Here is a 24,774-nt window from a genome sequence, read left to right as displayed (position 1 = left end):
CCGAAGGAAGCCCCCCATGACCGGCGTCCTGGGCATGGGCACGTACCTGCCCGCCGAGGTCCGGGGCAACCACGAGGTCGGCCCGCCCGCCGGTGTCTCGGCCACCTGGATCACCGAGCGCACCGGCGTGGTCGAACGGCATCGGGCCGCACCCGACGAGGCTGCCTCGGACCTGGCAGCGGCCGCCGTACTGGCCGCCTGCGAGGCCGCCGGCATCCCGCCGGACCGGCTCGACCTCGTCGTCGCGGCGACCTCCACCCCCGACGAACTCGGGCCGGCCACCGCCTGCCGCGTCCAGGCCCTCACCGGCGCCGGCAACGCCGTCGCACTCGACGTCAGCGCGGCCTGCTCCGGCTGGCTGTTCGCGGCCAAGATCGCGCACGCCTGGCTGGCCACGACCCCCGGCGCCCGGTACGCGGCGGTCGTCGGCGTCGAGGCCTACTCGAAGTTCGTCGACCCCGCCCACCGCGGCACCGCCGTCCTCTTCGCCGACGGCGCCGCCGCGGCCGTCCTGGGCCCCGTCCACGACGACGCCGGCTTCCAGGGCTTCCGCCTCGGCTCGGACGGCCGCGGCGCGCACCACGTGCTGATCCCCGCCGGTGGCAGCCGGATACCCGCCGGCCCCGAGAGCCTGAACGCCGGGCTGCACCACATCCACATGGACGGCCGGGTCGTGCGCGACTTCATCGCCGAGATCTTCCCCCGCCTCGTCGACCAGGCCCTCACCGACCACGGCCTCGCCCTCAAGGACATCGACGCCTTCATCACCCACCAGCCCAACCCGCTGCTCCTGCGCGCCGTCGCGGACCGGATCGGCATCCCGGCCGAACGCCTGCACATCACCGGAGACCTCACGGGCAACATCGGCGCGGCCTCCGCCCCCTTCGCGCTGGCCGACGCCGCCGCCCGCGGCCTGCTGGCCGACCGGGCCCGCGTGCTCGTCTGCGTCTTCGGCGCCGGCCTGACCTGGGGCAGCGCCCTGCTCACCTGGACGGGCGCCCGCTCCCTGCGCGCGCCCGTCCGGTCCAGCAGTGACCTGGACAGCACCGCCCGGGATGGGGCTGCCCAGGACAGCACCGCCCGGGACACCCCCGCCCGGAACGCCACCGACTGACGCCCCGCCGGAACCGGAGGAACACCCCCATGACCATCCTCAACCGCTTCCGCCTCGACGGCCGCCGCGCCCTGGTGACCGGCTCCTCGCGCGGCATCGGCCAGGCCGTCGCCGTCGCGCTCGCCCAGGCCGGGGCCCGGCTCGCCCTCTCCGCCCGCACCGGGCCCGCGCTGAAGCACACCGCCGACCAGGTGGCCCGCTACGGGGGCACCCCCGTCCTGGTGCCCGGCGACCTCGCCGACACCGGGCAGGCCGCCATCGTCGACCAGGCCGCCCAGGCGCTGGGTGGCCTCGACATCGTCGTCCACAACGCCGGCATCCTGCCCACCAACCCCGACGGCAGCACACTCCTCGCACCGCTGCAGCACCTCCCGCAGCACGTCTGGGACGAGGTGGTCGCGGTCAACCTCAACGCCACCGCCGCGATCTGCCGGCACGCCCACCCGTACCTGGCGCAGTCGGACGGCGCCAGCCTGGTGCTGATGTCCTCGGTCGCGGGTCTGGTCGGCACGCCCATGATGGAGGTCTACGCCGCGACCAAGGCCGCCCAGGTCTCCCTCGCCCGCAGCCTCGCGGTCGGCTGGGCCCGCAGCGGGATCCGGGTCAACGCGCTGTGCCCCGGCTGGGTGCGCACCGACATGACGGCCGCCGTCCACACCAACGCCGCGCTCACCGACTGGCTGCTGGCCCACGTGCCGATGGGGCGCTGGGCCGAACTGGAGGAGGTCGCCGCGGCGGCGCTGTTCCTGGCCTCGCCCGCCTCCGGCTTCCTCACCGGGCAGGCGATCGCCCTGGACGGCGGCCTCTCGGTCCCCGACGGCGGCCTTGCGGGCACCCCCAAGCCGCCCTCCCCGTTCGCCGCGGCATGACCTCCCCACCCCCCGTCCCCGCCCCCACCCTCGCCCTCGCCTCCGCCCCCGGTCGCCGTGCCACGGCGGTGATCGCCGGCCTCGGTTCCAGCCTCCCGCCCCGGGAGGTGACCAACACCCAGGTCATCGCCCGGGGCGGCCTGGACACCACCGACGAGTGGATCACCGGCCGGACCGGCATCCACCGCCGGCGGCTGGCCGGACCCGGCGTCAGCACCGGGGACCTGGCCACGGCCGCCGCGCGCGCCGCGATCGACTCCACCGGCTCCCCGGGCCTGCGCCCGGACCTGCTCCTGCTGGCCACCACCACGCCGGACCGCCCCTGCCCGGCCACCGCACCGGAGGTCGCCCACCGCCTCGGCCTCGGACCGGTCCCCGCGTTCGACCTCGCGGCCGTCTGCTCGGGCTTCCTCTACGGCCTGGCCACGGCCTCCGCCCTGCTCCGCAGCGGCGCCTGCCGCACCCCCCTGGTGGTCGCGGCCGAGAAGTACTCGGCCATCGTCGACCCCTTCGACCGCGACACCGCACCGCTCTTCGGCGACGCCGCCGCCGCAGTGGTGCTCCGCCCCGGGGACACCACCGAACCCGGTGCCCTGCTGGAGACCGACTGGGGCAGCGACGGCGGCGAGAGCGACCTGATCACCGTGGCCGCAGGCGGCTCCCGACTCCCCGCCACCGAAGCCCCCGGGCGCGATGACCGCTACTTCCGGATGCGCGGGCGCCAGGTCTACGCCCACGCCGTACGCCGGATGGCCGCCTCCGCCGGGGCCGCCCTGGTCGCGACCGGCTGGCAGGCCCGCGAAGTCCAGGCCTTCATCGGGCACCAGGCCAACCAGCGGATCCTGGACGCCGTCGCCGACCGCCTCGGCATCCCGCCACGGCACCGCTTCGGCAACATCCGCGACGTCGGCAACACGGCGGGCGCCTCCGTACCGCTCGCCCTCGCCGACGCCGCCGCCCGAGGGGCCTGCCGCCCGGGCGCCCCGACCCTGCTCACCGCCTTCGGCGGCGGTCTCACCTGGGCCTCCGCCACCCTGCTGTGGCCGGACGCACCCGTACGGACGGCCGCCCCGGAACCCCGGCCCCCGCGCCACGACCACGGCCACGACCACGAGGAGGTCAGCCCACCGTGAACCCCGTCCGCGAGCACCTGGTCACCCTGCTCACCGAGAAGTTCGACACCCCCTCCGACACGATCGGCGACGACGCCGCCCTCGACGACCTCGACCTCGACTCCCTCGCCCGGATCGAACTCGTCGTCACCCTCCAGGACCACTGGGGCGTCGCCCTGGACGACGACCTCGACTCCGCCGCCGACGTGACGGTGGGCCAACTCGTCGACCGCATCCACGCCCTGCTCGCGCAGCCCGTCCGGCCCGTCGCCTCCGTCGAGCCCGTCGAGCCCGACCCGTTTGTCGACCCCGAGCAGCCGGCCGGCCCGGCCGCATGACCGCGTCCCGCCCACCGCTCGCCGTCACCGGGATCGGCCTGGCCACCCCGGCCGGTCACGGGGCGGAGCCGACCTGGCGAGGCGTCCTCGACGCCCGCAGCACGGCAGCACCCGACCCGGCGCTCGCCGGGCTCCCCGTCGCCCTCTCCTGCCGGGTCCCCGGCGACTCCGCCGCGCTGGTCGGCGGTCGCCAGCCCTGGCGGCTGGACCGCGCCACCCGCTTCGCCATCGCCGCCGCGCGGGAGGCCGTCGCCGACGCGGGCCTCGAACCCGCGCGCTGGGACGGCGCCCGGGTCGCCCTGGTCCTCGGCTCCGCCGCCGGAGGAGTCGGCAGCTACGAACACGCGGCGGAACGACTCCGCACCCTGGGCCCCTCCGCCGTGTCCGCACTGGCGCTCCCCGCCTTCCTGCCGAACATGGCAGCAGCTCAACTCGCCATCGAGCTCGGCACGACGGGCCCGGTGCTGCACACCGCCACCGCCTGCGCCTCCGGGGCCGCCGCCATCCACACCGCAGCCCTGCTGCTCCACACCGGAGCCTGCGACATCGCCCTGGCCGGCGGCACCGACGCCATGATCACTCCGGTCTGCGTCGCCGGATTCGCCCGGATGAAGGCCCTCTCCCGCAACACCGACCCCGCCCGCGCCTCCCGCCCGTTCGACGCGGACCGCGACGGCTTCGTCATCGGCGAGGGAGCGGGCTTCCTCGTCCTGGAACGCCGGCCGGACGCGACGTTGCGGCAGGCCGCGCCCAGAGCCCTGCTGGTCGGTACCGGAACCGCCACCGACGCCTACCACCCCGTCGCACCGCACCCGGAAGCCCGCGGACTCGAAGCGGCCGTCCGGCTGGCCCTCGCCGAGGCCGGCGCCTGCCCCGACGACGTCGACCACGTCAACGCCCACGGCACGAGCACCCCGCTCAACGACTCCGCGGAGGCCCGCCTGATCGACCGGCTCTTCGCCCGGCGCCCCCCGTCCGTCACCTCCGCCAAGGGCGCGCTCGGCCACACGATGGGCGCCGCCGGTGCCATCGAAGCCGCCCTGACGGTGCTCACCGTGCAGCACCAACTCGTCCCCGCCACCGCGGGGTTCGCCGTCCCCGACCGGGACACCGGCGCGATCGACCTGGTCCACGGCGGCCCCCGCCGCCAGCGCCTCCACCTCGCACTGAGCACCTCGGCCGGATTCGGCGGCCACAACACCGCCCTCGCCTTCGCCCCCGCCGCCACCCCCGGGAGCTGACACCGGGACGAGGACGTCATGCGCGTCGCCGTTCAGGAAAGAGCTGGATCGTTCGGCGCATCCCGCCTTACGGTGGCGCCATGAGTGATCACCCCGAAGCACCTGTCGTGCCCGTCGAGGCCTATGAACCCCCCTACTACCTGGCCGTCTTCACGACGGTGCGAACCCAGGACCAGAACGGTTACAGCGAGACCAGCGCACGCATGGAAGACCTGGTGAAGGACATCCCCGGGTACCTGGGGATGGACCACGCCCAGACCCCTGGCGGCCTGGGCATCACCGTCGGGTACTTCCGCGACGCCGACGCCCTCACGGAGTGGCGGAGCAACGTCGAGCACCGCGCGGCGCAGAAGCGCGGGCAAGCCGAGTGGTACCAGAACTACACGCTGCACGTGGCGAAAGTGGAGCGCAGCCACGGCTTCAGCCGCGTGTAGGGGTCTGCGGGCCCGATAGCGGGCTGACCGGCTCTCGTCGTCCGGGCGGGCCGCGATGGTCAGGGACCGGACCGTGTCGCGGGTCTGGACAGCGGTGCGGGGGTCGGCCAGTCTTCACCAGCATGACCCTCCCGCTCCCCGAGCACGTCCCCGGTGCCGCGCGCACCGCGCTCTTCGAAGCCGTCACCGCCGTCGGCGACGAGGCCGTCGCCCTGCTCGCCGGCGGCCGCGGCGACACCCCGATACCCGGCGCCGAGTGGACGGTCGGCGAGGCCGCCGCCCACCTGGCGATGGCCAACGAGCTGATGGCCGATTTGGCCGCCGGCGAGGAACGGCCGTACGGGGACGGCACTCCGGGTGCGCTGGCTGCCGCGAACGCGGCCTCGCTGGCCAGGCGGCCGGAGCGGGACCTGACCGTGCTCGGCGGGGAGATCGCCCGGCAGGCGCGGGAGTTCACGGCGGCGGCCGGCGCGCGTGCCGGCACCGAGCCCGTGCTGACCCCGCTCGGCCCGATGGACACGGACACCCTCGGCGCCTACCTGCTGACCCACATGCTGGGCCACCTCTACGACATCGCCCTCGCTCTCGGGAGGCCGCACCCGATCGACCGGCACCGCGTGGGGCTGACGATGCCCTTCCTGCGGACGGCGATGCCCCGGGTGCTGGACGCGCGCGCCGCGGCGGGCCACAGCGCCTGCTACCGGCTGCGGGTGCGCGGCCTGGACGGGTTCGCGGTGACCTTCACGGACGGTGTCGCCGTGGTGAGCCAGGAGCCGCCGCGCCGCCCGGACTGCACGATCCTCACCGGGCCGGTGGCGTTCTTCCTCATCGCGCTGGGCCGCTACACCGCCACCGGCGCCCTCGCCCGGGGCAAGGTGCTCGCCTGGGGCCGCAGGCCGTGGCTGGCCCCGGGCTTCCCCCGGCTGTTCGCGGCCCCCTGAGCGCGGCCCCCTGAACGCGGCCGCCGGCCGGGCGCGGGACGCCCGTGTCACACCGACGCATCGTGACCTGGCCGTCGTGCCCGCCGAGCCGGCGAAGACGGAGGGAGCGCTCCTCCCGGACCAGACCGTGCTCGTCGTCGAAGTGACATCACCGTCGAACGGTGAAACCGACAGGGCTGCCAAGCGCCGGCGCTGCTCGCAGGTCGGCGCTCCCACGCGCGGGTGCGCGCCCCGGCCCTCTCCCGTGCCCTTTGGAGCACAGAACGGTGCCCGATCGTCCGTTGTGCTGCGCGACGACAGTCCGGCCGGATATGTCAGAGGGAACACCTGTCGCGCCTCTGGAGGGGTTCCCATGCACGCGAAAGACCCCGGCAAGCCGTCGGAGCCGCACCGGCGCCGCGACCTGCCGCGCAAGGCCGCTCCGGCGGCCGACGGGCTGGGGCTGAGCCTCGGGGGCGGGTCTGCGCAGACGGCCCTCGCCTTGCAGCGCGGCATCGGCAACGCCGCGGTCTCGCGCGTGATCGAGCGGTCCAGGCACCAGCACGGTGCGGGGTGCGATCACCCGCAGGCCGCCGTCGGGGCGGGCGCACCAGTACAGCGGTCCACCGTCCACGACGTCCTGAGCACGGGCGGCAGGCCGCTGGACGACGCCACCCGCACCGAGATGGAAGCCCGGATCGGCGCCGACTTCTCCGACGTCCGCATCCACACCGGCCAGGCCGCCCGAGCCTCTGCCGCTGAGGTCGGCGCCCGCGCCTACACCTCGGGCAACCACGTGGTCATCGGCGACGGCGGCATGGACCGGCACACCCTCGCCCACGAGCTGACGCACGTCGTGCAACAGCGCCAAGGCCCCGTCGCGGGCACCGACAACGGCGACGGCCTGAAGGTCTCCTCCCCGTCCGACCGCTTCGAGCGGGAGGCCGAAGCCAACGCGACCCGGGTGCTGAGCGGCGCTGTCCCCGCCCAGCGGAGGACGGGGGACGCACCAGCCGCCCGCCCCGGTGCGCCGGTCGTGCAGCGCGCCATCACCTACGCCAAGGCCGACTGGTCACGGCAGCACCTCTCGCCGGACCGTTTCGCGGAACTGCTCCACCAGGCGTCCGGCGAGCAGGAAGGTGTCCGATTCAGCGTCCCCTACAAGGAGTTGTTCAAGGCCCTGGAGGAGTCCGCCATCACCATCGAGATCGACGAGCAGACGGACATCAAGAGTGCGCGCGCGTTGTTCGCGCTCAGCAACGAGGGAGAGGGCGGCGCGCTGAGGATCACCCCGCCCAAGGACGACGCCTCTCCGCTCGAACTGCGGGAATTCGCCGCGACCGTGACCCACGAGATGCAGCACGCGCTCGACTCGGTCACCGGCCGTTTCAAGTCCCAGGAGAAGCCGCAGACGATGGCGCAGCGGAAGATCTCCACCGAGTTGCGCGCGTTCGGCGAAGAGGCGGCCGCGGCGCTCAAACTCGCCATGGGCGACGGCTACAGCAAGAGCCAGGGGAAGCTCTCCGCGATCCTGAAGACGATCCCCGGGGACCGGCTCACGCCCGAGCGCAGTCGACTCGCCGGCGAGTTCCACATGATGGACAGCTACCGTGCCGCCAACCGGGATCCCCTCGACGCCTTCGGGGCGGGGATCCCGATCCCCGACAGCGTGCTCCTGGAACGTGTGGCGGGCTACCTGTCCTTCTACAAGCTGGTCGTCGACACCCCGACCAGCGCGGAAGCACTCCAGTGGCTGCGCGCCACCCCGGCGGTGGTGGAGAAGGGGCTGGTGGAGGGGATCGTCCTGTTCCACAACCACCGCCCGCAGCCGGAGTGACGCCGCGGGCGGTCGGGAGGGTGACAAGTGCGACACCACGTCCGTCCGTTGCGGGCGGAAGCCCGGATCTGCGCGTTCACCGCGCAGTCGGCGTCGAATCCGGTGCCGTCCGCGGCTTCAGGGCTTGGGGGGAAGGCAGAGGGGACGGTCCGGTACCCGGACTGGCAGGGTGCGTCGTTCATCGGCGGTGAAGGAGCGGTAGCCGATGATGCGGCACAGGTCCCGCTGCCAAGCGTCGGGGTCGAGGACGATCCGGTGGACGTAGTCGTTCTCGGTGCGGATGAGGAGGGTCTTTCCGTCGTTGGTGGCGTCCAGGAACGTGAGCGGCTCCTGCAGACTGTTGTCGGTCACGTTGCGGAAGTCGTAGGAGTCCACGGAAGGCGGGCCGCCGACCTGGTAGATGCGGATGGCGTTGTTGGCCGCGATCATGAAACGACCCTGGGCGTCGACGAATCGGGTTATGGCCGAGTTCTGGCCCGGTGTGCTGGTGGTGGGGAGGGGGCCGATTTCCCTCTGCAGGGGGTCGGGCCGCCACAGTTCGACGACGCTGTTCCTGCGGAGAACGGCCAGGTAGCGGCCGCTCTCGTCGAACCGGGCCGCGATCAGGTCGGTGATGCCCGGGTTCAGCGACGCTACGGTGTGGCCGGTGCCGATGTCGACGACACGGATCACGGGGTCGTCGTGCACGACCACGGTCAGCTTTCCCTCCTGCCAGTGCGGGCCGACGTACATCTGTGGCGTGCCGTGCTTGTCGGCCGGGGGATGGAACGCGGCCGCGTCGAACTGCGCCAACCGGACGCCGGTTCTGGCCTCCCACTGCTGGATCTGGGTGCCGGAGACCGTCACCAGGCGGTCGTCCCCGTCGAAGAAGTAGCTGAAGTCCTCGGCTGCCGAGTCGACCTGGGATGGTGCCGCGGCGATGCGGGCGACCGCTCGTAGGGTGGACGCGTCACGGACGGAGACGGTGTTCGGGCCGTCCCGGAGCGCGATGAGCGTGTCGTCCCGGTTGGACAGGAGGCGGTCGCCTTTGCCCTTCCAGGCGGGCTGTGGCAGGGCTGTTCTGGTCAGGAGCCTTCCGACGTCGAGCCCGGGCTCGCGGAGTTCGAGGTCGGAGCCGCCCGTCAGGCGGATGGTGATCTTCCTGCCGTCCCGGCTGAGGTGGACGGTGTCGGCCACGGCCGTGTCCTCCTCGCCCGCGGGGATCTCGGTGTAGGAGATGGAGCTCCGTCCCTGACCGACGAGATACTCCTTCCCGCCGGTGGAGAGGAGAACGGATGCGTGCTCGTACAGGTGGCCCGGTTCGTCCACCAACGCGACGGCTTTTCCCCGGTCGAGGTCCAGGAGCGTCAGTTTGGCGGCTTCGTTGATCACGATCCGGTGGCCGTCGGCGCTCGCCGCGATCAGTTCGGTCGCCGGGGCGATCGTCTCCGTGGTTTCGTACGGTTTTCCCACCACGGATCCGTCGGACACCCGGATCAGTCGTACGGTGCTCTTCGTGCCGCTGCCCTGTCCGGGTTCGTGGGTCCGGACGACGGCGACGGTGGCCCGGTCCCCGGAGGGCAGGATCCCTTGGTGATCAGCAGGCACCACCACGTTCCGCGCGGCACCGCCGGCCATGTCCACGGAGGCCAGTCCGGTACCACCGTTGCTGGTCTTCACCAGCAGGGAATGCCCGTCGGAGCCGAACCACAGCCCGCTTCCCATGTCCTGAGGTGCGGCAACGCGGCCGGCGACCGCCCCCGCCTCCAGATCCCACCAGACCAGGCTGTCGCGGGTCGGAACCGCGATGTAGCGCCCGTCGGGCGACATCGCGGTCGCGTCGGCAGGAGCCGCGGAGATCTGCAGCACCCCGTCCACTCGGGGCAGCTGGTGCACCTGGCCGATGGGCGTGGTGCTCTCCTTGTCGACGTCGAACCAGCCTCCCGCCCCGTCGTCGGTCACGAATCCGGCGCGGCGTCCGTCCGGGGAGACCATCAGGTAGAAGGCGTACCCGGCCGGGACCGGCCGGCTGTGGACGGTGCCGTCCCGGCCGCGGACGAACAGGACGACGTGGGCCATGGCGTCGCGGGAGAGGACGACGTCACCGTCCCGGCTGGTGCTGAACGTCCCGCCGGTTCCGGACATACCCGAGAACAGGGAGTCCGCGCCGGCCCGGAGGAGGTACTGCCGCATCAGCTGGTTCCGGGCCTCCGGCGTGGGCTTCGTCCGGTACGCGGCGAGGGCCATCATCACGGCCCGTACCGGGTCGTAGGTCATGTCGTCCTGGGAGGCCTGGACGAGGGCGCGGGAGTCGGAGTCGGCCTGGCGCTCCGCGGCATCGCGGCGGGCCGTGGCGAACAGGACGCCCAGGGCGAGGGAGACGGTGATCACCGCGACGAGGGCGGTCCGGAAGGTACGGCGCCGACGGCCGCGGGCCCGGTGGTGCCGCCTTGCGAGTTCGAGGTAGGTGCGTTCGGCTTCGGACAGCTCGGCACCGCGCTCGCGCTGCCAGGTGCGGGCGGCGGCGAGGGTGGGCCCGGTGGGGAGCAGGTCAGCGGGTTGACCGGCGTGGTCCCAGCGCCGGCGGTCGTGCCGGACGGACTCCCGCCACTCCAGGAACGCGCGGTCCTCGCCGACCCAGTCGCGCAGCCGGGACCAGGCGGTGATCAGGGCCTCGTGGGCCAGCTCAACGGTCTCGACGCCCTCGGCACTGTGATCGATGACCAGGAGCCGGGTGCCGGCCAGGCGTTGGGCGATGTGCCATTCGTCCTCGGCGAGCTCCTGGCGGGGAACGGTCCGGCGGGTGGCACCGGGTGAGCCGAGGGGGACGCGGACGAGGCGGGTGAAGAGCCGGTGGGCGGCCGGCTCCTCCCTGGCGGAGACATGTCTGTCCCAGGCTTGCTCGGCGTACTCTCCGAGAGCTCCGCTGACGTGACCGATCTCCTCGTACGCGCGGTGGCTGAGAACCCCGGCCGTCTGACGCTTCCACAGCAGGTCGAGGGTGAAGCCGAGGAGCGGCAGGGCACCCGCCTCACCGCCCGCATCGGTCAGGATGCGGTCCACCAGGTGGGCCTCGTAGCGCACCGACGGAATCGCTGCCACCGGTGCGGTGACGATCTCCCGGAGCTGGTCACCGGTCATCGGCCCCAGCGCGTAGACCTGTCGGCTGCAGGCCCGGCCAAGACTCGGATGGGCCAGCGCGGTCTCCAGGTAGTCGGCCCGGAGCGTGGTGAGCACGTGCACGGTCCGGGGAAGCGACGGGCCGAACAGCACGGCCGCCAACTCATCGACAGCCGCCAGGTCGGTCCCGGTGAGCATCTCCTCGAACTGGTCGACCAAGACGATCAGTTGATCGGTGCCGAGGCGGGCCAGCAGGAGAGCTGCGAGATCTCCGAGCCCCTGGGAGCGCAGAAGGCCGGTGAGCGCCGGAAGGCGTTCTAGGCGTTCCAGTTCGGTCAGATCCGGTTCCAGCAGCGGAGACAGCGCGGCGGCGAGCGCGGACAGCGGGGTCGCGCCGGCGTTGGGCCGGACCACCACGGCGGTCATGCCCTGGGAGTGCAGGCGGGGTATGACGCCGGCCATCGCGAGGGAGGACTTGCCCGAACCGGAGGGACCGACGAGGGTGGTCCACCGTTCCCGGGCGACCAGGGCGGTGACTTCTGCCGTCTCCGCCCGACGGCCGTGGAAGACCGGGGCGTCGGATTCCTGAAGCGGGCGCAGACTTCGAAACGGTGACGGCGGCAGTGCCAGTTCGCGAAGCTCCGGCCATACGGAGGCGAGGCCCTCGGCGGGGATCAAGTAGCCGGATGGAGGGTCTCCGGTCTCCGCCACCGCCATCATGCCGACGACACCGTCGAGCTGTTCGTCCCACACCGGGCCGCCGCTGAACCCCGGGGAGACCCGGTAGCCGTTGGCGGCCAGGTCGGCCTGGATCCACCCGTTGGCCTGTCGGGCCCTCAGTACACCGGAGTGCCAGACACCGCCCGGGCGGCCGCTCGGCAGGCCGTACGCCCGCACCGTGTGTCCCCAGACGTCGGAGGACTCCACCATGCGGATCGGCCGGGCGCCCGGAAGCGGAGCGGACAGGTGCAGCACGGCCACGTCCCCGGCGCCGTGCGGGTGGGCGGGCGCCCACCGTTCAACCGTCGTGGGAACGCGCGTACCGCCTGTACCGCCTGTACCGCCTGTGCCGTCAGCTGCGGTGAGCGGGTCGGTGAGCGGGTCGCTGAGCAGCGGGAGGTCGACGTCGACGCGGGCGTCGGCGTCCGGCTCGGCTCCCGGAGGGAGGCCGAGCGCGGCGGACACCACGTGCGCACACGTCAGTATCCGATCGGCGGTCACCAGGAAGCCGAGGCCGACCGGGACGCCTCGACGGTCGTGGATGCGTACGACGGCGGAGGCCAGCGCATCGGGCCCGGCCCCGTCGACGGCGTCGGCCCGGGACGCGGACACTAGGCCGGGTCCGAAGCCGCCGGAGGCGCCGATGCCTCGGCGGTCTGCCGGTTCCAGGTGAGCGAGACCTTGAAGTTGGCCTCCGCGGCGGTACTGGAGATCACCACGTCGGCCTCGGCCGACAAGGACAGGCCGAACTCGATGCTGATCTCGTCCGGGGCGTGCGCCAGGCCCCGGAACCCCTCGATGAAGTTCTGTGCGACCGGACGCACGCCGGCCAGCATGTCCCCGAGCGAGCGTGTCGCCCGAGCCACCACCTGTCCGGGCCGGGCGACCTGCACCAGCCCTTCCCCGACCTGCTCGATCTCCACCCGGACCACGTCCTGTCCCTCGCTCACCGAGCCGACGGGCAGTTCCACGAAGTACGCCATGATCCCCCCGGATCTGGTCAAAGTCCCCGAACAGAGCACCGCTTGTGAGGTGTCGCCTGCTCACCGTAAAGGCCTACCGGCCTCCGCGTCCCGGAATCGTGACCGTCAGTCAGCTCGGGCTCCCCGTCGCCGGCGGTCCGCGCGGTGGTCCCGCTGGTGAAGGGAGCCGGCGGCCCGGCCGTGGCGCGAGAATCCTGCCGCGACGCAGATTGCCCTCGGGCGCCGCCAGTGGGCCGCCCGCGCCGCATCGGCCCCAGGGCTCCGAGATCCACGCCCCGAACGGCATCCCGGCGCCTGCCTGCCCTTCCCGGACACCGGCGGCCGAGCCGGTCACGATCCCGCCGGGAATCCGTGAACGGGCCCCGGAACGGCTCCACCGCCGTTCCGGGGCCATCTTGTCGGCGCGTAGGCGTCACATGTTCCACAAGGCCGTCGTGGGGCGAGGCGTGGGGGGAACGGAGGTGGGCGGGGCCCAGACGCCGTTCTCGAAGAAGTCCTTGATGGTGGTGTACCAGGGCTTGTAGACGATCTTCTGATCCGCCAGCCAGGCGTCGTTGTAGTACTCGTTCGTGTAGCGGTCGCCCGGATCGCACATCACGGTGGCGACGCTTCCGAGTTGGGGGCCGTCGTTCATGCCGAGCAGGATCTGGATCGCGCTGAACACGCCGGTTCCGGTCGAGGGCCCGGCGTGGATGCCCCATTCCGTCCGGTCGGAGAGGTAGCGCATGGTGGCGACCGACGCCGCGTCGGCGACGCGGATCATGCGGTTGACCGTGGTCGGCACGAACGAGGCCTCGACCCTGGGCCGGCCGATGCCCTCGATGTGCGAGCCCTGGTCGGTCACTGCGGGGTCCTTCCAGTACCAGCCGTCGAAGTACGCGGAGTGCTCCGGGTCGGGCACGCACACCCGGAGCTTCTTGGCGGTGTACCGGGCGTAGCGGGCCACCGAGGTCGTCGTGCCGCCGGTGCCCGCGCCCATGGTGAACCAGTCCAGGTTCGGTAGGCCCTTCAGCAGTTCCGCCGCGAGACTGTGTTCGCCACGCCAGTCGTAGGACCGCTCCGCGTACGTGAACTGGTCCATGAAGTGGCCGTCATAGCGCTTCGCCACCCGGTGGGCGTACTCGACGATGTCACCCGACACCGGGACCACGGTGCCGCCGTACTCCTCGATCTTCTTCTGCTTCTCCGGGGCCGTGGTCTTCGGCACGACCGCGTAGAAGTCGATGCCGAGCTTTTGGCAGTACCACGCCTCGGAGATGGCCGTCGAGCCGCTGGACGCCTCCACCACGGGGCGGCCTTCCGCCAGCCAGCCGCTGGCCAGGGCGTGGGTGAGCAACGCCGCCGCGAGCCGGTGCTTGTGGCTACCGGACGGCTGGTCGGCCTCTCGCTTGATGTGCAGCTTCAACCCGTTGAGCTGTGGGGGCAGCGGAATCTCCTTCACCGCCGTCTCCTTGGGCGCGAGTTCGCCGCGGATGCGCTGGATGCAGGCGTTCACCCACTCCCGGTCGTCCGGGTAGACGTCCGACTCGTCGTCCCCCTCCACCGCCAGGACCTTCTCGTCCACGCGTTCCATCACACTCATCAGCAGTCTCCGTCCAGCTCATCGAGCTCCACCCGCCCACGCGGGGCGGCATCCGCCCCAGCATGGGAGGCGCGACGACCCCTGGTGGGAACGCGGTGCTTGCGACACGCACTATTCGTCGAGACAGCGCAACGCGCCCGGTCCGCCCGCGAGCTGGAGGAGCAGCTCAGGCAACTCCGTGCGCGGCGTAGCGGAGTCTGTGAAGAGGAACGGTCAGCTCCAGATCAAGGAAGGACCGTCTCGGCCGGGGTTGTCGAGGCCGTTCCGCCAGCGGAGTTGCAGTCGGACGCCCTGGACGAGCAGGTGATCGGGCAGCTGCTCGCCAGTGGCGAACTGGTCGTCCACAACGCCCGAAGCCCTCGGGCCTCGGTTGTTGCCTCGTGCTCCGCCAGGATCGCGGCGAGGTCGGCACCTCCCGTCCACAACCGCAGCTCCCCGTGGGCCTTTTGGTGGTCGGAGGCCAGGTGCACGGCAGTGCGGACTGGGCGGGCCAATAGACCCTTGATGCCGTGAACCGTCTTGTCGTCGGCGCGTGTTGGGGAAGGTCGAGCACTGGTCGAAATGCCTCAGGCCCTGCGAGATGGACGTCCGGACCGATTGAGCAGCCCGAACGGTGGGCAATGTGCGCTCAGCCAGCTCAGCCAGCTCAGCCAGCTCAGCCACCCGGACCGGCTTGTGGCGGAGGCGACAAGCAGCCGAGGAGTGGCCGAGACCAGCGGGAGGTCAGGGGCCGGTGACCCGCAGGCCGACGCGCGTCGGCTCGGGCTGGAGGACGATTCCGGTCGCAGTTGCGACCCGGGCGGCGAGGTCGGCGAGCTCCTGGTCGAACCCGGCAGCCCTGGCTGCCCCATGAGCGGTGACGGTGAGAGTCCGGCGTTCCGGGCAGCGCACGCCGTCGGCGACGGCCCGGTCGGGTCGGGTCGGGTCGGCAGCCGGCAGGCTCCAGGAGCCACCCGGCGCTGGCGCGGAGGTCGCCGTCGCTGTCCTGATGGGCCGGGCAGCTGCGGTCGGACCAGTGTGTGGCCTGGGCGGTGGTGCGGTCCTGGTCCGTGCTGGCCAGAACCGCGTCGGGGGCGGGGGCGCTCGGGACGACGTACGGGGCACCGAATGGTTCGGGATCGACGGCGTAGGCGCCACGGGCCATGGTGAGACCCGGCTGGTCGCCCTCGTCCTGGTCCGCAGAGCGCTGCTCAGGTAGTTCGTCGAGACTCCGCAGCGGCCCGGCCAGGCCGTTGAGCGAGGGCTCACCCGCGGACCTCGTAGCGTGCACCCGGCCGAGGCCAGCTGGAGTCCATGAAGTCGGGGCGGTCGATCCGGTGGAAGCAGCGGACCAGGAACTCGGTGAACGTTCCGGCGGTCTCGAACCACTCGCCCTCATCACTGCTGATGATGATCCGCCACTCAGTGGGATCGTCCTCGACCGCGCGGAAGAAGTACCGGCTGCCGTGCTCGTCGCTTCCCCATAGCAGTAGCACGCCTGATCGGGCATCGGACTCGTCCACCTCCCAGTAGCCCTCGGCGATCTCGCCGTACCAGGCTGGACGCTCGGGTGGAGGTCCCCAGTGGCGCTCCAACTCGGCCGGTGTGGTGTCCATCGGCCGGTCGATTGTCAGGTAACCGTCCACCGAGCCGGGGCCGTACAGGTCGAGGAACGCCTTGAAGTCGGCCGGCAGCCGGAAACCGAGGTACCGCTCGCTGGCATCCCAGATCGCGGGTCTGGCCCAGCCCCAGCACGAGGGTTCCCCGAGCAGCGTGCGTAGCTGCTCCAGCGCGGTTCGGCTCTCTGGGCGGGGGCGGAGGGTTGCTGCTGTCAGCATTGCCACAGGAACACGGCTTGTGTGCAGGGCTCGCACGCGAAGGCGTAGGCCTCGCCGCGACCGCCGAAGTTCATCGCTGTGGCGTGGTCCCGTCCTTCCTCGAGCTGGACGACGAGCCTCATCTGCCGTGCGCAGGTGGGGCAGGCAGGGGTCTCGTCGTTCTGCAGCCAGGCGGGCTGCCCGCCGAGTTGGCCGAGGACGTCCAGAGGAGTCCGGCCCGGCCGGCTCGCCCACTCGTTGCAGGCCTGGCTGTAGTCCGCTGTCGTGGACGGAGTCTCGTACGTGACGGCGCTCACCGAGCCGAGGGGGACCGGCTCCTGGTCGTCGTCCTCGTCCAGCGTGTGCACCGGGATCGGCTGGAGCGCGGCTGCGGGGAAGATCAGCGCGCGGTTGCCGCCCGCCTGCGGATCCCACTCCTCGCACATGCCCGGATCGTTCTGGCACATGAACAGGGCGAGCGTGCCCCGTCCCTCGGCGGTGCCCTGGCCCGCGTGGCGGCCAAGGTCGTCCAGGAGTACCTGGGCCAGGAACTGCATCGGTCCGTCGCAGGTGGCGCACTGCGGCCAGGTAGTCCCGGCCGGGGCCAGCGGCACGCCGCCGGTACGGGTGGTCGGCGCGTCGGGCTCGGTGGTGCCCGCGTACGTCATCAGGGTCGTTGTCACAGATGGCGACTGTACGACAGGCCGCTGACACCATCTCGGCGTCCCGTCATGACAGCGGGAGATGTTGCACGCCGGGGTCAGCGCCACCGGGACCAGCCGGATCGCGGTGACGGCACCCGGACCACCGTCGACGACCAAGGGCAGCCGACGCCCTGGGGCTCGGCTGATCGCCTCGCAACACACGCCCGACGCCACCCGAGGCCGCGGACTCAATCGCATGCGAAAACGTCGTGCCTCCACGTCCGGCGCCAGGAATCCGGACAGCTGGAACGGCCCACTCATCAGTCGGGCCGTCCGGCTCTGCGGGCCCGTATGGCCGCGGAGCCGGACGGTTCGGGCGTCATCCACGACCGCACCGGGGCGACGTGAAAATTCCTGAAACTCGTGGCCCCGCAGCCGCCCGGAACAGTGCCGCAGACGCCCCTCGGAGGGCCGCGGCCGGATTGCGGCGGCAGTGCGCACCCATCCCGGCCGGGCGCTCGCGATTGCCCCTCAGGGGCCCGTCCGCGGCCTCGCCAAAGTGGCTTTGACCTGGTGTTTTCTCGGAATCTCGTAGGCTGGGGAGCTCTGTCGGACACCCTCGGAGGGGGCATCATGAGCGAGGAATGCAAGGCGTACGACGCCAGCACGATCGTGGTTATCGAGGGCCTGGAGGCCGTTCGGAAGCGGCCGGGGATGTACATCGGATCGGTCGGTGAACGCGGCCTGCACTACCTGGTGTTCGAGGTCGCCGAGCGGGCGATGGACGAGATCCTCGGCGGCACCGCCAGCCGTGTCGAGATCGCCCTCACCGCCGACGGTGGCGTCCGCGTCGCCGACGACGGCACGGGCCTCCCGGTCGGGCACGCCGGCCACAGCGACGGCCCTGCGCTGGAGAGCCGGTTGGCCGTGCTCTGCTGCGGGGCACAGCCTGCCAACCGGCGCTCGCTGCTCGGCGGCTACTTCGGCGTGGGACTGGCCGTCGTCAACGCGCTGTCGGGCCGTCTGACGGCCGAGGTGCGGCGCGACGGCGCCCGCTGGGTGTTGGAGTACGAGCGAGGCGTAGCTGTCGCGACGCCTACCCGCACCGGACCGGCCGACGACAGCGGGACCGCGATCACCTTCCGGCCCGATGCCGAGATCTTCGAGACACTGGAGTTCTCGTTCGACGCACTGGCCGAGCGCTTCAGGGAAATGTCCTTCCTGAACCGGGACTTGGACATCACCCTGACCGATGACCGCGACCCCGCGGCGCCCCGGGCCGTCCGCTTCCGGTTCCCGGGCGGACCGAGGGACCACATCGCGGAGCAGAGCGCCCCCCTCCACCCGGACGTGATCGGTTTCGAGCGCGAGTACTCCGAAATGGAGGGAACTGTCGAGGTGGCTTTCCGTTGGTGCGACACCCGCGAGGAGCGGGTCGCAAGTTACGCCAACAGCCGGCCGACCACCGGCGGCGGCACGCACGAGCTCGGCTTCCGCGACGGCCTGGCGGCCGCGGTCAACGCCTACGCCCGCGAGCAACAGCTGCTCACCCCGTCCGACCCCGACCTCACCCCCGCCCAGCTCGGCGCGGGCCTGACGGCGGTCGTGTCGGTGAAGCTCGATCGCCCCGAGTTCGAGGGGGCCACCCGCGACCGACTGGGCAACGGGCCCGTCCGCGCCTGCGTGACCGAGGCCGTCCGAGAGCACCTGGCTGCCTGGCTCCGCGCCAACCCGGCACAGGCGACCGCCGTCCTCGCCCGGATCTCGATGACCACCCGCCGCTGACAGCACACCGAAGACACCGAAGGCCAGGTCGGGATTGGTCCCCGGCCTGGGCTTTTCGGTGGGCGCAGCCCGCCTCCGGCCGCCCGGACACCTGGCGCTCCCTCGCCGACGCCTGGCGGTCCGCCGGTGCCACCCACCTCACCGTCACCACCGACGACCTCTCCCTGCTGGGCCCCCTGCACGCGGCGCTGACCGGGTAGCACGCCGGCTCAGGACACGGAACCGCCGATCAGGCCATCGCACGGTCTCCAGAGGCCCGCGTACGGCCTGGCACTGTGGCGCAGGAGGCGTGACCTGCGTCAACTTCACTCCAGGACTTGATGGTTCGATGCCTGCCGGCCGACTGGGGGGTGCTCCCGACCGGTCGCCAAAGGGGAGGTGGGGCGGTCAGAGGGGCAGGCCCTGCCAACCGCCGAGGGGGTCTGTACGGTGACCGGCTCTCGCTCACTTTCGGTGGTGACGTTCGGTAATTTCCGCTACCTGCAGTGATCCACCCGGTTCACGCTGGGAGCCGGCGACTCGACTCTTGGGCGCGCCGCAGACAGGGAGGGCGGCCTGGGGCACGCGAGTGGTTTGACCAGGCACTTTTGCCATGACCTTCCGTCACCACCGAAAGTGAGCCAGAGCCAGTCGCTGGACAGGCCCCTACTAGGTGGATCACGGATTCGGAGCGGGTGGGGAGGGTTTCGCGGTCGCGGGCGAGGCGGCGGTGGCCAGCGCCGCGGCCCGGATCCCCGCGCTTGGAAGGTAGGACAAGCTCAGGGCTCGGTGATGGTCAGGGCGGGGGGCTGCGGTTGATGTCGGTCGGGGCGCTGCCCCTGCGTCCGACGGGGGTGCCACCAGTTCCACCGCCCCAGCAGGGTCATGGCTGCCGGTACCAGAAGGCAGCGGACGATGGTGGCGTCCACCAGGACACTCACCACCAGTACGACACCGATGAGTTGCATCACCGCGACCGACGATGCGGCGAGTGGCACGAGGGCGGTGATGAGTACGGCGGCGGAGGTGGTGATGAGGCGGCCCGTGTGCTGGACGCCTTCGACGATGGCGCGGCGGTTGTCACCGTGGCGCAGGTATGCGTCGCGGATGCGTGCCACCACGAAGATCTCGTAGTCCATGCTGACGCCGAAGGCGATGCAGAAGATCAGCGGTGGCAGGAGCGGGTTGGTGGTGCCGGGGGGAGCCGAGCCGAACAGTGCCGCGTAGTGGCCCTCTTGGAAGAGGAACACCATCGCGCCGAAGGACGCGGTCAGACTGCACAGGTTCACCACCAGCGCTTTGAGCGCGATGACGGCGCTGCGGGTGAACAGCACCATGAGCACGGCGCTGATGGCACCCACCGCGAGTGCGGCCCGCAGGGTCAGGGTGGCCATCGCGGAGCGGGTGTCCGCCAGCGCGGCGCAGTCGCCAGCCACCATCACCGGACCCGGAGGGGAGTGCCAGGTGCGCAGCGAGCGCACCAGTTCCGCGGCCTGGTCGGAGTCCACGGGGAGTTCGGTGGTGATGGCGAACCAGGTGCCGGTGCCGGTACTGCGCACGGTGGCGCCAGCGGGGGCGGAGGCGTAGCGCAAGCCGTGGACGAAGAGCCCCTCCGGGCCTACGACGGTCAGGACGCCGGCGGTGCGGGATGCCTCGGCGGCGTAATGGGCCGCCTGTGCGGAGTGTGCCGGCACCTCGGGCAGCAGGACCAGTGGTGTGGCCGTTCCGACGTTGGGGAAGTTCTGACGCAGGTGGTCGGCGACGGTGCGCTGCGGGGCGCCCGGGGGCAGCCACCGGTCGTCGATGTAGCCCCAGTGGACACGGGCGAACGGCGCGGCCAGTAGCAGCAGGACGCCCGCGCAGGCGAGCAGGACGGCTGCCGGCCGGCGAACCACCCGGCCGGCCTGACGGCCCCACCAGCGGGCCACGGCATCGTCGGTGTTACGGTGCCGTGCCCACCGCAGGCTCCCCCGGTCCAGGACCAGTCCCAGCCTGGAGAGCAGGCGTGGCAGGACGAGGACGGCGCTCAGCCCGGCGAGGACCGTCACGCAGGCGGCGGCCACGCCCAGCGAGCGCAGCATCGGCATGGGGAAGAGGATCAGAACGCTCAGGCACAGGGCCACGGTGCCGGCCGACATGATGACGGTGCGGCCGGCGATGCGGGTGGTGGTAAGGACTGCGGCCTGGAGGTCCTGGCTCAGGGCGAGTTCCTCCCGGAAGCGGTTGACCATGATCATGCAGTAGTCGACCGAGAGGCCCAGGCCGAGCGCCACGACGAGGTTGGGGGCGAAAGCCGAGACTGGGCTGACCTGTTGCAGGAGCAGGAGGACGCCCTGGGCTCCGGCGATCGCCAGGGCGGCGATGACCAGGGGCAGGGCGGCGGCTGTCAGGGAGCCGAAGGCCCAGAGCAGCACACCGGCGACCAGGGGGAAGCCGAGCATTTCGGTGACGGGAAGTTCGGCTCTGCTGCGTTCCTCCAGGGCACGGTTGTTCAGCGCCCAGCCGGTCGCGGTGACGGCGAGTCTGTCCTCCTGACGGCCGCCGAACTCGTGGGCGAGTTGCACGGCGCGGTCGCTGACGTGCTTGTCATCGCCGCTGATCCGTACCGCGACGAGTGCCTCGCGTCGGCTGCCGGCCAGAAGCCTGGGGTCGTTGAGGGTCCACCAGGACTGGGCATAGACGACGTCGGCGCCGGCGGCAACACGTTCGGTGAGTCGGCGGCCCGCGGCCGCGGTCTGGGGGTCTGCCACGTCGTCAGGGGTGCTGACGATCAGTTCCAGGTTGGGGCTGCCCGCGCCGTACTGGTCCTGTAGGAGTCTCTCGGCCTGTGCGGAGGGGCTTCGGGTGTCGAGGTATCCGCCCCCGGTGGCTTCGGCGCCCGCGAGCACGGTGAGGAGGCCGCAGGCGCCGAATACGAGGAGTGCGGCGGGCAGGGCGCGGATCAGGCTTCGACGGCCGTGGCCGTCGGGCCGAGCGCCGGCCGGTCCGGTGCGGGGTCCGGGAAAGGTCGCGTGGATCCGACCGTCGGCCATGGTGTGATCGATTCTCGGGTAGTGGCCGGCGTTCGTGACCGCCGGTGGGCGCAGACGGCGCGGGTGCGGGGCCTGGCCGGTCGAGGTGTCCGGCCAGGCCCCGCGCGGCGCCTTCGTGCTCAGAGCAAGGCGTGGGCCTCGCCGCCGATCACGCCGGTCATGGCGGTGACCGGTGAGGCATTGGTGCAGGCTCCGGTGAGGGACTGCACCGTCTGCGAGAGGGAGACCGAGTCGCCCACGTCCCTGCCGGCGGTGACCTGGGTCCCGTCGGAGTCGTCGGTGATCTGGGTGCCCATCGGTTTGGTGGAGTCGATGGCGACTGTGTCGTGCACGTCCACCGTGCTGGTCGTCCCGTCGCTCCAGGTGACTTTGTTGGTGCGGGTCAGCGGGAACGTGCCGCTGCAACCCAGGACGCTGGTGCCGGTTCCGACGGTGAAGGACACGGGGTGGGCGGTTCCGGCGGACCCGTCGGGCGAGGCGCAGTTCTGGAAGGTGCCCGCGCCGGTGACCGTCTGGGTGGTGGGGGTAGGGGTGATGCCCGGCGAGAAATGGAGGGTGTAAGTCGCCTTGCAGGTCTCGTCCTCCGCTCCGATCAGCACCCGGTGCGCAGGCGTATGCGACTGGGCCCGGGCCTGCCAGGCAGCGCCGACCCCGACCGTCAGCAGGAGGGTGACGGACCCGATCCTGAGCAGGCGTGAGCGCTGGCCGCCGACGGGGGGCTCGGCTTTCGGGCCCTCCGGGGCCGGCCGCTTCTCGAAAACCATGGCTCTTCCTTCCGAGGCTCGGCAGGCCCGCTGGCCCACCGCTCTCAGAGAGTATCCATTCCATTACTTTCTGTTTTGATTCGGCGCTCGGGCGGGTCGACCCAAGTCCTGTGGGTGGTCGTCGCGGTGGCTGCCACCCGGGGGAGGTCGGCCATCGGGGTGATGTCTGCGGGCCCGCTTGCCGAACCTGTCCCCGGGAAGCCCAGGGCGACCTAGGGTGCGGCGTGGCAGAACCTTGATACGTGTGCGGAGTCGAGCTGACATGGGCAGGCTTGTGGAGGTTCCCGTTACCACGACCGCCACCGGCGGGAACGGGCGGGCGGACGCGGAGCCGGCGCCACGGTGGGCGGACCGGTGGCGCGTGCGTGCCCTGGTACGGACACCGCAGGGGGACCAGTACGCCTTCGAGGTCACGTTCGTCCGCAGCGGCGAACCGCAGGTGTCCGGACCCGCCCGCACCACGCTTTCGTGCGGCACGACCGACATCACCGGCCGTGCCTTCGCCCGCAGTTCGTGGCTGGACGGCCCTGCCCTGCGGGCCTGCCGGACGGCGCTCGCTCACGACACCTCGGTGGACTGGCGGGTGCGGGCCGCGTTCGACGACGCACTGGCGACGGGTGTGCCGACCCTGCCGGACCGGCTGTTCAGCCATCCGGTCACCACGGCACCGGACGGGAAGCTCGACTTCGGCCCCGTCGGCGCGTTCGAATCCCCGGCGGAGGGATCCTGGCGTCTCCGACTCGCGGACGAAGCACAAGGGCTCGACGTGCTTCTGGAGTTCCTCCCCTGTTTCGACGGGCAGAGGTGGCGCGGTTCGGGCGTGGTCGCGACGTTCACCGGGCGCGACGGTAGCCCGACCACCGCCACCGGCACCGCCTGGTACGAGGAGCCCAGTGATGAATCCCTCGGGCCAGGGGCGGCTGCTGACACGGCGGGGAACGAGCTGTCCCTCTACCTGGACAACGGCTGGCACCTGGACCTGGACAGCTGCTCGGTCGCGGACGGGCCGGGGCCCCATCAGCGGTTCCTGCGCGCGACCGCGCCGGACGGGCGGCTCGGTGTACACACCTGCACGGTCAGCACGGAGGAGACCTGGACATCGTTGGCGACCCTCAACGTCTACCCCGTCCGGTGGCGGTTGAGGGTTCCGGATCTGGCGCTGGACCTGACGGTGCAGGCGCGTGTACCCGAGCAGGAGTCGCGGTCGCTGCTCACGGGCGTGGGCTGGCGCGGTCATGCGACAGTGCACGGCTCACTGGGTCACCGGCCGGTCGGCGGGGACGCCTTCGCGGTGACCGAGCCGGACGGCGGCCTGGTCAACCTGGAGCGTCACATGAGCAGCATCGGCCGGGTGGTCCGGGAGGAGATCCGGGCCCTGTACCCCGATGCCTGCGACCGCGCGTCCGTGCACTCCATGGCGGGCCTGCGCGGCGGCGAATCCCTGGACGACAGCTGTCGACGGGATCTGGCGGCGGCCCTCTCGGCGCCGGTGCGTCACCTCTCCGACGTCGGAGGGAAGACCTGGCGGCCGTACAGCGCCGCCGCCGTCCTGGAGATGTTCGGCACCGGCGCCGACCGCTACCGGCCGTTGCTCGCCGCCATCGAGCTGTTGCACATCGGCTCCCTGATCATCGATGACGTCCAGGACAGCTCGCCACTGCGACGGGGGCGGCCCGCAGCCCACACGGTGTACGGCCAGGCTCTCGCGATCAACGCCGGTACCGCCGCCTACTTCGCCTTCGACCGGGTGCTGCGCGACACTGTTGCGGACGACCCCGAGCTGCGTCTGCGGATCTACGAGGTCTATCTGCTGGGGCTTCGAGCCGGCCACGCCGGGCAGGCGCTGGACATCGCCGGGCATACCGCGGCGATGGACCACGCGGTCGACTCCGGTGACCCGACCCTCCTGCTCGAACGCCTGCGCACCACTCATCGCCTCAAGTCCGGCATCCCCGCCCGAGGCACGTGCGAGATCGCGGCCCTGCTGGCCGGAGCCGACCGGGACCAGATCCGCGCCACCGGCGACTACTTCGAAGCGATGGGGCTCGCCTACCAGATCAGCGACGACGTGGCCGACCTGTACGGCGTCACCACGGCAGCCGACCGGGCCCACGGCCGCGCAGCCAAACGAGCCTGCGACGACCTCCATCAGGGGAAGGTCACCATGCCGCTTGCCCACGCCGTGGGCCTGATGCCGCCGAGCGCCCTGCGCGCGCTGTGGGCGGGAGTCCGTGGCGGCGCCACAGACTCCCGGTCGATCGAAGCGGCCAGCCGCGCCCTGCGGGACTGCGGGGCGGTAGCGGCCTGCGAGAACGAAGCCGAACAGCTGGTCGAACTGGCCTGGAACGCGAACGCACGGCACTGGCCGCACACCCAGCACAAGGTCATGCTACGCGCGGTCGGCTGGTATGCCGCCCGACGCGAGCCCGACCGCGCGGTGCCGTTCCAGGGGCGAGTGATCTGAGTGATGAGTCCGCTTCGCTGTCCTGTGTCCAGTCCGACGCCGGACACAGCCCTCCGGCCCG

Annotated in this window: 17 protein-coding genes; 10 read left to right on the top strand and 7 right to left on the bottom strand. The window is 71.9% G+C overall.

Going from position 1 to position 24,774, the window contains the following annotated elements; translation table 11 throughout:
• The first annotated feature begins 16 nt into the window (after positions 1–16).
• From ACIP37_RS22430 to ACIP37_RS22395, 8 genes are all read left to right on the top strand, one after another.
• Positions 17–1,114: a 3-oxoacyl-ACP synthase III family protein gene (locus tag ACIP37_RS22430; protein WP_400809332.1), complete on the top strand. Its 1,098-nt coding sequence runs from the start codon at positions 17–19 to the stop codon at positions 1,112–1,114.
• Between the two features lie 29 nt (positions 1,115–1,143).
• Positions 1,144–1,983, top strand: a complete 840-nt coding sequence (locus tag ACIP37_RS22425) for an SDR family NAD(P)-dependent oxidoreductase (protein ID WP_400327734.1) — start codon at positions 1,144–1,146, stop codon at positions 1,981–1,983.
• Positions 1,980–3,116 carry a beta-ketoacyl-ACP synthase 3 gene (locus ACIP37_RS22420; protein ID WP_400809328.1) on the top strand — a complete coding sequence of 379 codons (1,137 nt, stop codon included), beginning with the start codon at positions 1,980–1,982 and terminating at the stop codon, positions 3,114–3,116. Before ACIP37_RS22425 ends, ACIP37_RS22420 begins: the two co-directional genes overlap by 4 nt.
• The gene (locus tag ACIP37_RS22415; RefSeq protein ID WP_400809326.1) at positions 3,113–3,433 is read left to right on the top strand and encodes a phosphopantetheine-binding protein; all 321 of its coding nucleotides are present in this window, start codon (positions 3,113–3,115) and stop codon (positions 3,431–3,433) included. Before ACIP37_RS22420 ends, ACIP37_RS22415 begins: the two co-directional genes overlap by 4 nt.
• Complete coding sequence (locus ACIP37_RS22410; protein WP_400809323.1) at positions 3,430–4,674, top strand: beta-ketoacyl-[acyl-carrier-protein] synthase family protein; 1,245 nt, start codon at positions 3,430–3,432, stop codon at positions 4,672–4,674. Before ACIP37_RS22415 ends, ACIP37_RS22410 begins: the two co-directional genes overlap by 4 nt.
• Before the next feature lie 80 nt (positions 4,675–4,754).
• Positions 4,755–5,108, top strand: coding sequence for an antibiotic biosynthesis monooxygenase (locus ACIP37_RS22405; protein ID WP_363630900.1), 354 nt, complete (start codon positions 4,755–4,757; stop codon positions 5,106–5,108).
• Between the two features lie 122 nt (positions 5,109–5,230).
• Complete coding sequence (locus tag ACIP37_RS22400; protein WP_400809320.1) at positions 5,231–6,049, top strand: maleylpyruvate isomerase family mycothiol-dependent enzyme; 819 nt, start codon at positions 5,231–5,233, stop codon at positions 6,047–6,049.
• A 352-nt stretch (positions 6,050–6,401) separates the two neighbouring features.
• Positions 6,402–7,865, top strand: a complete 1,464-nt coding sequence (locus tag ACIP37_RS22395; protein ID WP_400809318.1) for a DUF4157 domain-containing protein — start codon at positions 6,402–6,404, stop codon at positions 7,863–7,865.
• Between the two features lie 117 nt (positions 7,866–7,982).
• Here ACIP37_RS22395 and ACIP37_RS22390 read toward each other — a convergent pair whose 3' ends face one another.
• The 5 genes from ACIP37_RS22390 to ACIP37_RS22370 form a co-directional block, all read right to left on the bottom strand.
• Positions 7,983–12,296 (bottom strand): trypsin-like peptidase domain-containing protein, encoded by a 4,314-nt coding sequence (locus ACIP37_RS22390; RefSeq protein WP_400809316.1) that lies wholly within the window; start codon positions 12,294–12,296, stop codon positions 7,983–7,985.
• Positions 12,296–12,667 carry a CU044_2847 family protein gene (locus ACIP37_RS22385; protein ID WP_363581147.1) on the bottom strand — a complete coding sequence of 124 codons (372 nt, stop codon included), beginning with the start codon at positions 12,665–12,667 and terminating at the stop codon, positions 12,296–12,298. Before ACIP37_RS22385 ends, ACIP37_RS22390 begins: the two co-directional genes overlap by 1 nt.
• Before the next feature lie 412 nt (positions 12,668–13,079).
• Positions 13,080–14,249 carry a PLP-dependent cysteine synthase family protein gene (locus tag ACIP37_RS22380; RefSeq protein ID WP_400809314.1) on the bottom strand — a complete coding sequence of 390 codons (1,170 nt, stop codon included), beginning with the start codon at positions 14,247–14,249 and terminating at the stop codon, positions 13,080–13,082.
• Between the two features lie 1,244 nt (positions 14,250–15,493).
• Positions 15,494–16,066 carry an SMI1/KNR4 family protein gene (locus ACIP37_RS22375; RefSeq protein ID WP_363581151.1) on the bottom strand — a complete coding sequence of 191 codons (573 nt, stop codon included), beginning with the start codon at positions 16,064–16,066 and terminating at the stop codon, positions 15,494–15,496.
• Positions 16,060–16,728 carry a DUF1963 domain-containing protein gene (locus tag ACIP37_RS22370; RefSeq protein ID WP_363581153.1) on the bottom strand — a complete coding sequence of 223 codons (669 nt, stop codon included), beginning with the start codon at positions 16,726–16,728 and terminating at the stop codon, positions 16,060–16,062. The genes ACIP37_RS22375 and ACIP37_RS22370 overlap by 7 nt, the downstream gene beginning before the upstream one ends.
• 594 nt (positions 16,729–17,322) lie before the next feature.
• Here ACIP37_RS22370 and ACIP37_RS22365 point away from each other — a divergent pair.
• Positions 17,323–18,474, top strand: a complete 1,152-nt coding sequence (locus ACIP37_RS22365; RefSeq protein ID WP_363630908.1) for a DNA gyrase subunit B — start codon at positions 17,323–17,325, stop codon at positions 18,472–18,474.
• A gap of 758 nt (positions 18,475–19,232) precedes the next feature.
• Here ACIP37_RS22365 and ACIP37_RS22360 read toward each other — a convergent pair.
• Positions 19,233–21,485: an MMPL family transporter gene (locus tag ACIP37_RS22360; RefSeq protein WP_400809310.1), complete on the bottom strand. Its 2,253-nt coding sequence runs from the start codon at positions 21,483–21,485 to the stop codon at positions 19,233–19,235.
• A gap of 119 nt (positions 21,486–21,604) precedes the next feature.
• Positions 21,605–22,249 carry a hypothetical protein gene (locus tag ACIP37_RS22355; RefSeq protein WP_400809307.1) on the bottom strand — a complete coding sequence of 215 codons (645 nt, stop codon included), beginning with the start codon at positions 22,247–22,249 and terminating at the stop codon, positions 21,605–21,607.
• Positions 22,250–22,610: 361 nt separating this feature from the next.
• Here ACIP37_RS22355 and ACIP37_RS22350 point away from each other — a divergent pair, with 361 nt between their 5' ends.
• Positions 22,611–24,713, top strand: a complete 2,103-nt coding sequence (locus tag ACIP37_RS22350) for a polyprenyl synthetase family protein (protein ID WP_400809304.1) — start codon at positions 22,611–22,613, stop codon at positions 24,711–24,713.
• Positions 24,714–24,774: the final 61 nt, after the last annotated feature.

Source organism: Kitasatospora sp. NPDC088861 (assembly GCF_044750105.1).
Classification (GTDB): domain Bacteria; phylum Actinomycetota; class Actinomycetes; order Streptomycetales; family Streptomycetaceae; genus Kitasatospora.
The sequence above is the reverse complement of the archived record's forward strand: the minus strand, read 5'-3'. Positions and strand labels throughout refer to the sequence as shown.

What these genes read in the sequence shown, in the direction of transcription:
- ACIP37_RS22430 (WP_400809332.1), top strand. Translation starts at nt 17, where the DNA reads ATGACCGGCGTCCTGGGCATGGGCACGTACCTGCCCGCCGAGGTCCGG.
- ACIP37_RS22425 (WP_400327734.1), top strand. Translation starts at nt 1,144, where the DNA reads ATGACCATCCTCAACCGCTTCCGCCTCGACGGCCGCCGCGCCCTGGTG.
- ACIP37_RS22420 (WP_400809328.1), top strand. Translation starts at nt 1,980, where the DNA reads ATGACCTCCCCACCCCCCGTCCCCGCCCCCACCCTCGCCCTCGCCTCC.
- ACIP37_RS22410 (WP_400809323.1), top strand. Translation starts at nt 3,430, where the DNA reads ATGACCGCGTCCCGCCCACCGCTCGCCGTCACCGGGATCGGCCTGGCC.
- ACIP37_RS22405 (WP_363630900.1), top strand. Translation starts at nt 4,755, where the DNA reads ATGAGTGATCACCCCGAAGCACCTGTCGTGCCCGTCGAGGCCTATGAA.
- ACIP37_RS22400 (WP_400809320.1), top strand. Translation starts at nt 5,231, where the DNA reads ATGACCCTCCCGCTCCCCGAGCACGTCCCCGGTGCCGCGCGCACCGCG.
- ACIP37_RS22395 (WP_400809318.1), top strand. Translation starts at nt 6,402, where the DNA reads ATGCACGCGAAAGACCCCGGCAAGCCGTCGGAGCCGCACCGGCGCCGC.
- ACIP37_RS22385 (WP_363581147.1), bottom strand. Translation starts at nt 12,667, where the DNA reads ATGGCGTACTTCGTGGAACTGCCCGTCGGCTCGGTGAGCGAGGGACAG.
- ACIP37_RS22380 (WP_400809314.1), bottom strand. Translation starts at nt 14,249, where the DNA reads ATGAGTGTGATGGAACGCGTGGACGAGAAGGTCCTGGCGGTGGAGGGG.
- ACIP37_RS22375 (WP_363581151.1), bottom strand. Translation starts at nt 16,066, where the DNA reads ATGCTGACAGCAGCAACCCTCCGCCCCCGCCCAGAGAGCCGAACCGCG.
- ACIP37_RS22365 (WP_363630908.1), top strand. Translation starts at nt 17,323, where the DNA reads ATGAGCGAGGAATGCAAGGCGTACGACGCCAGCACGATCGTGGTTATC.
- ACIP37_RS22360 (WP_400809310.1), bottom strand. Translation starts at nt 21,485, where the DNA reads ATGGCCGACGGTCGGATCCACGCGACCTTTCCCGGACCCCGCACCGGA.
- ACIP37_RS22355 (WP_400809307.1), bottom strand. Translation starts at nt 22,249, where the DNA reads ATGGTTTTCGAGAAGCGGCCGGCCCCGGAGGGCCCGAAAGCCGAGCCC.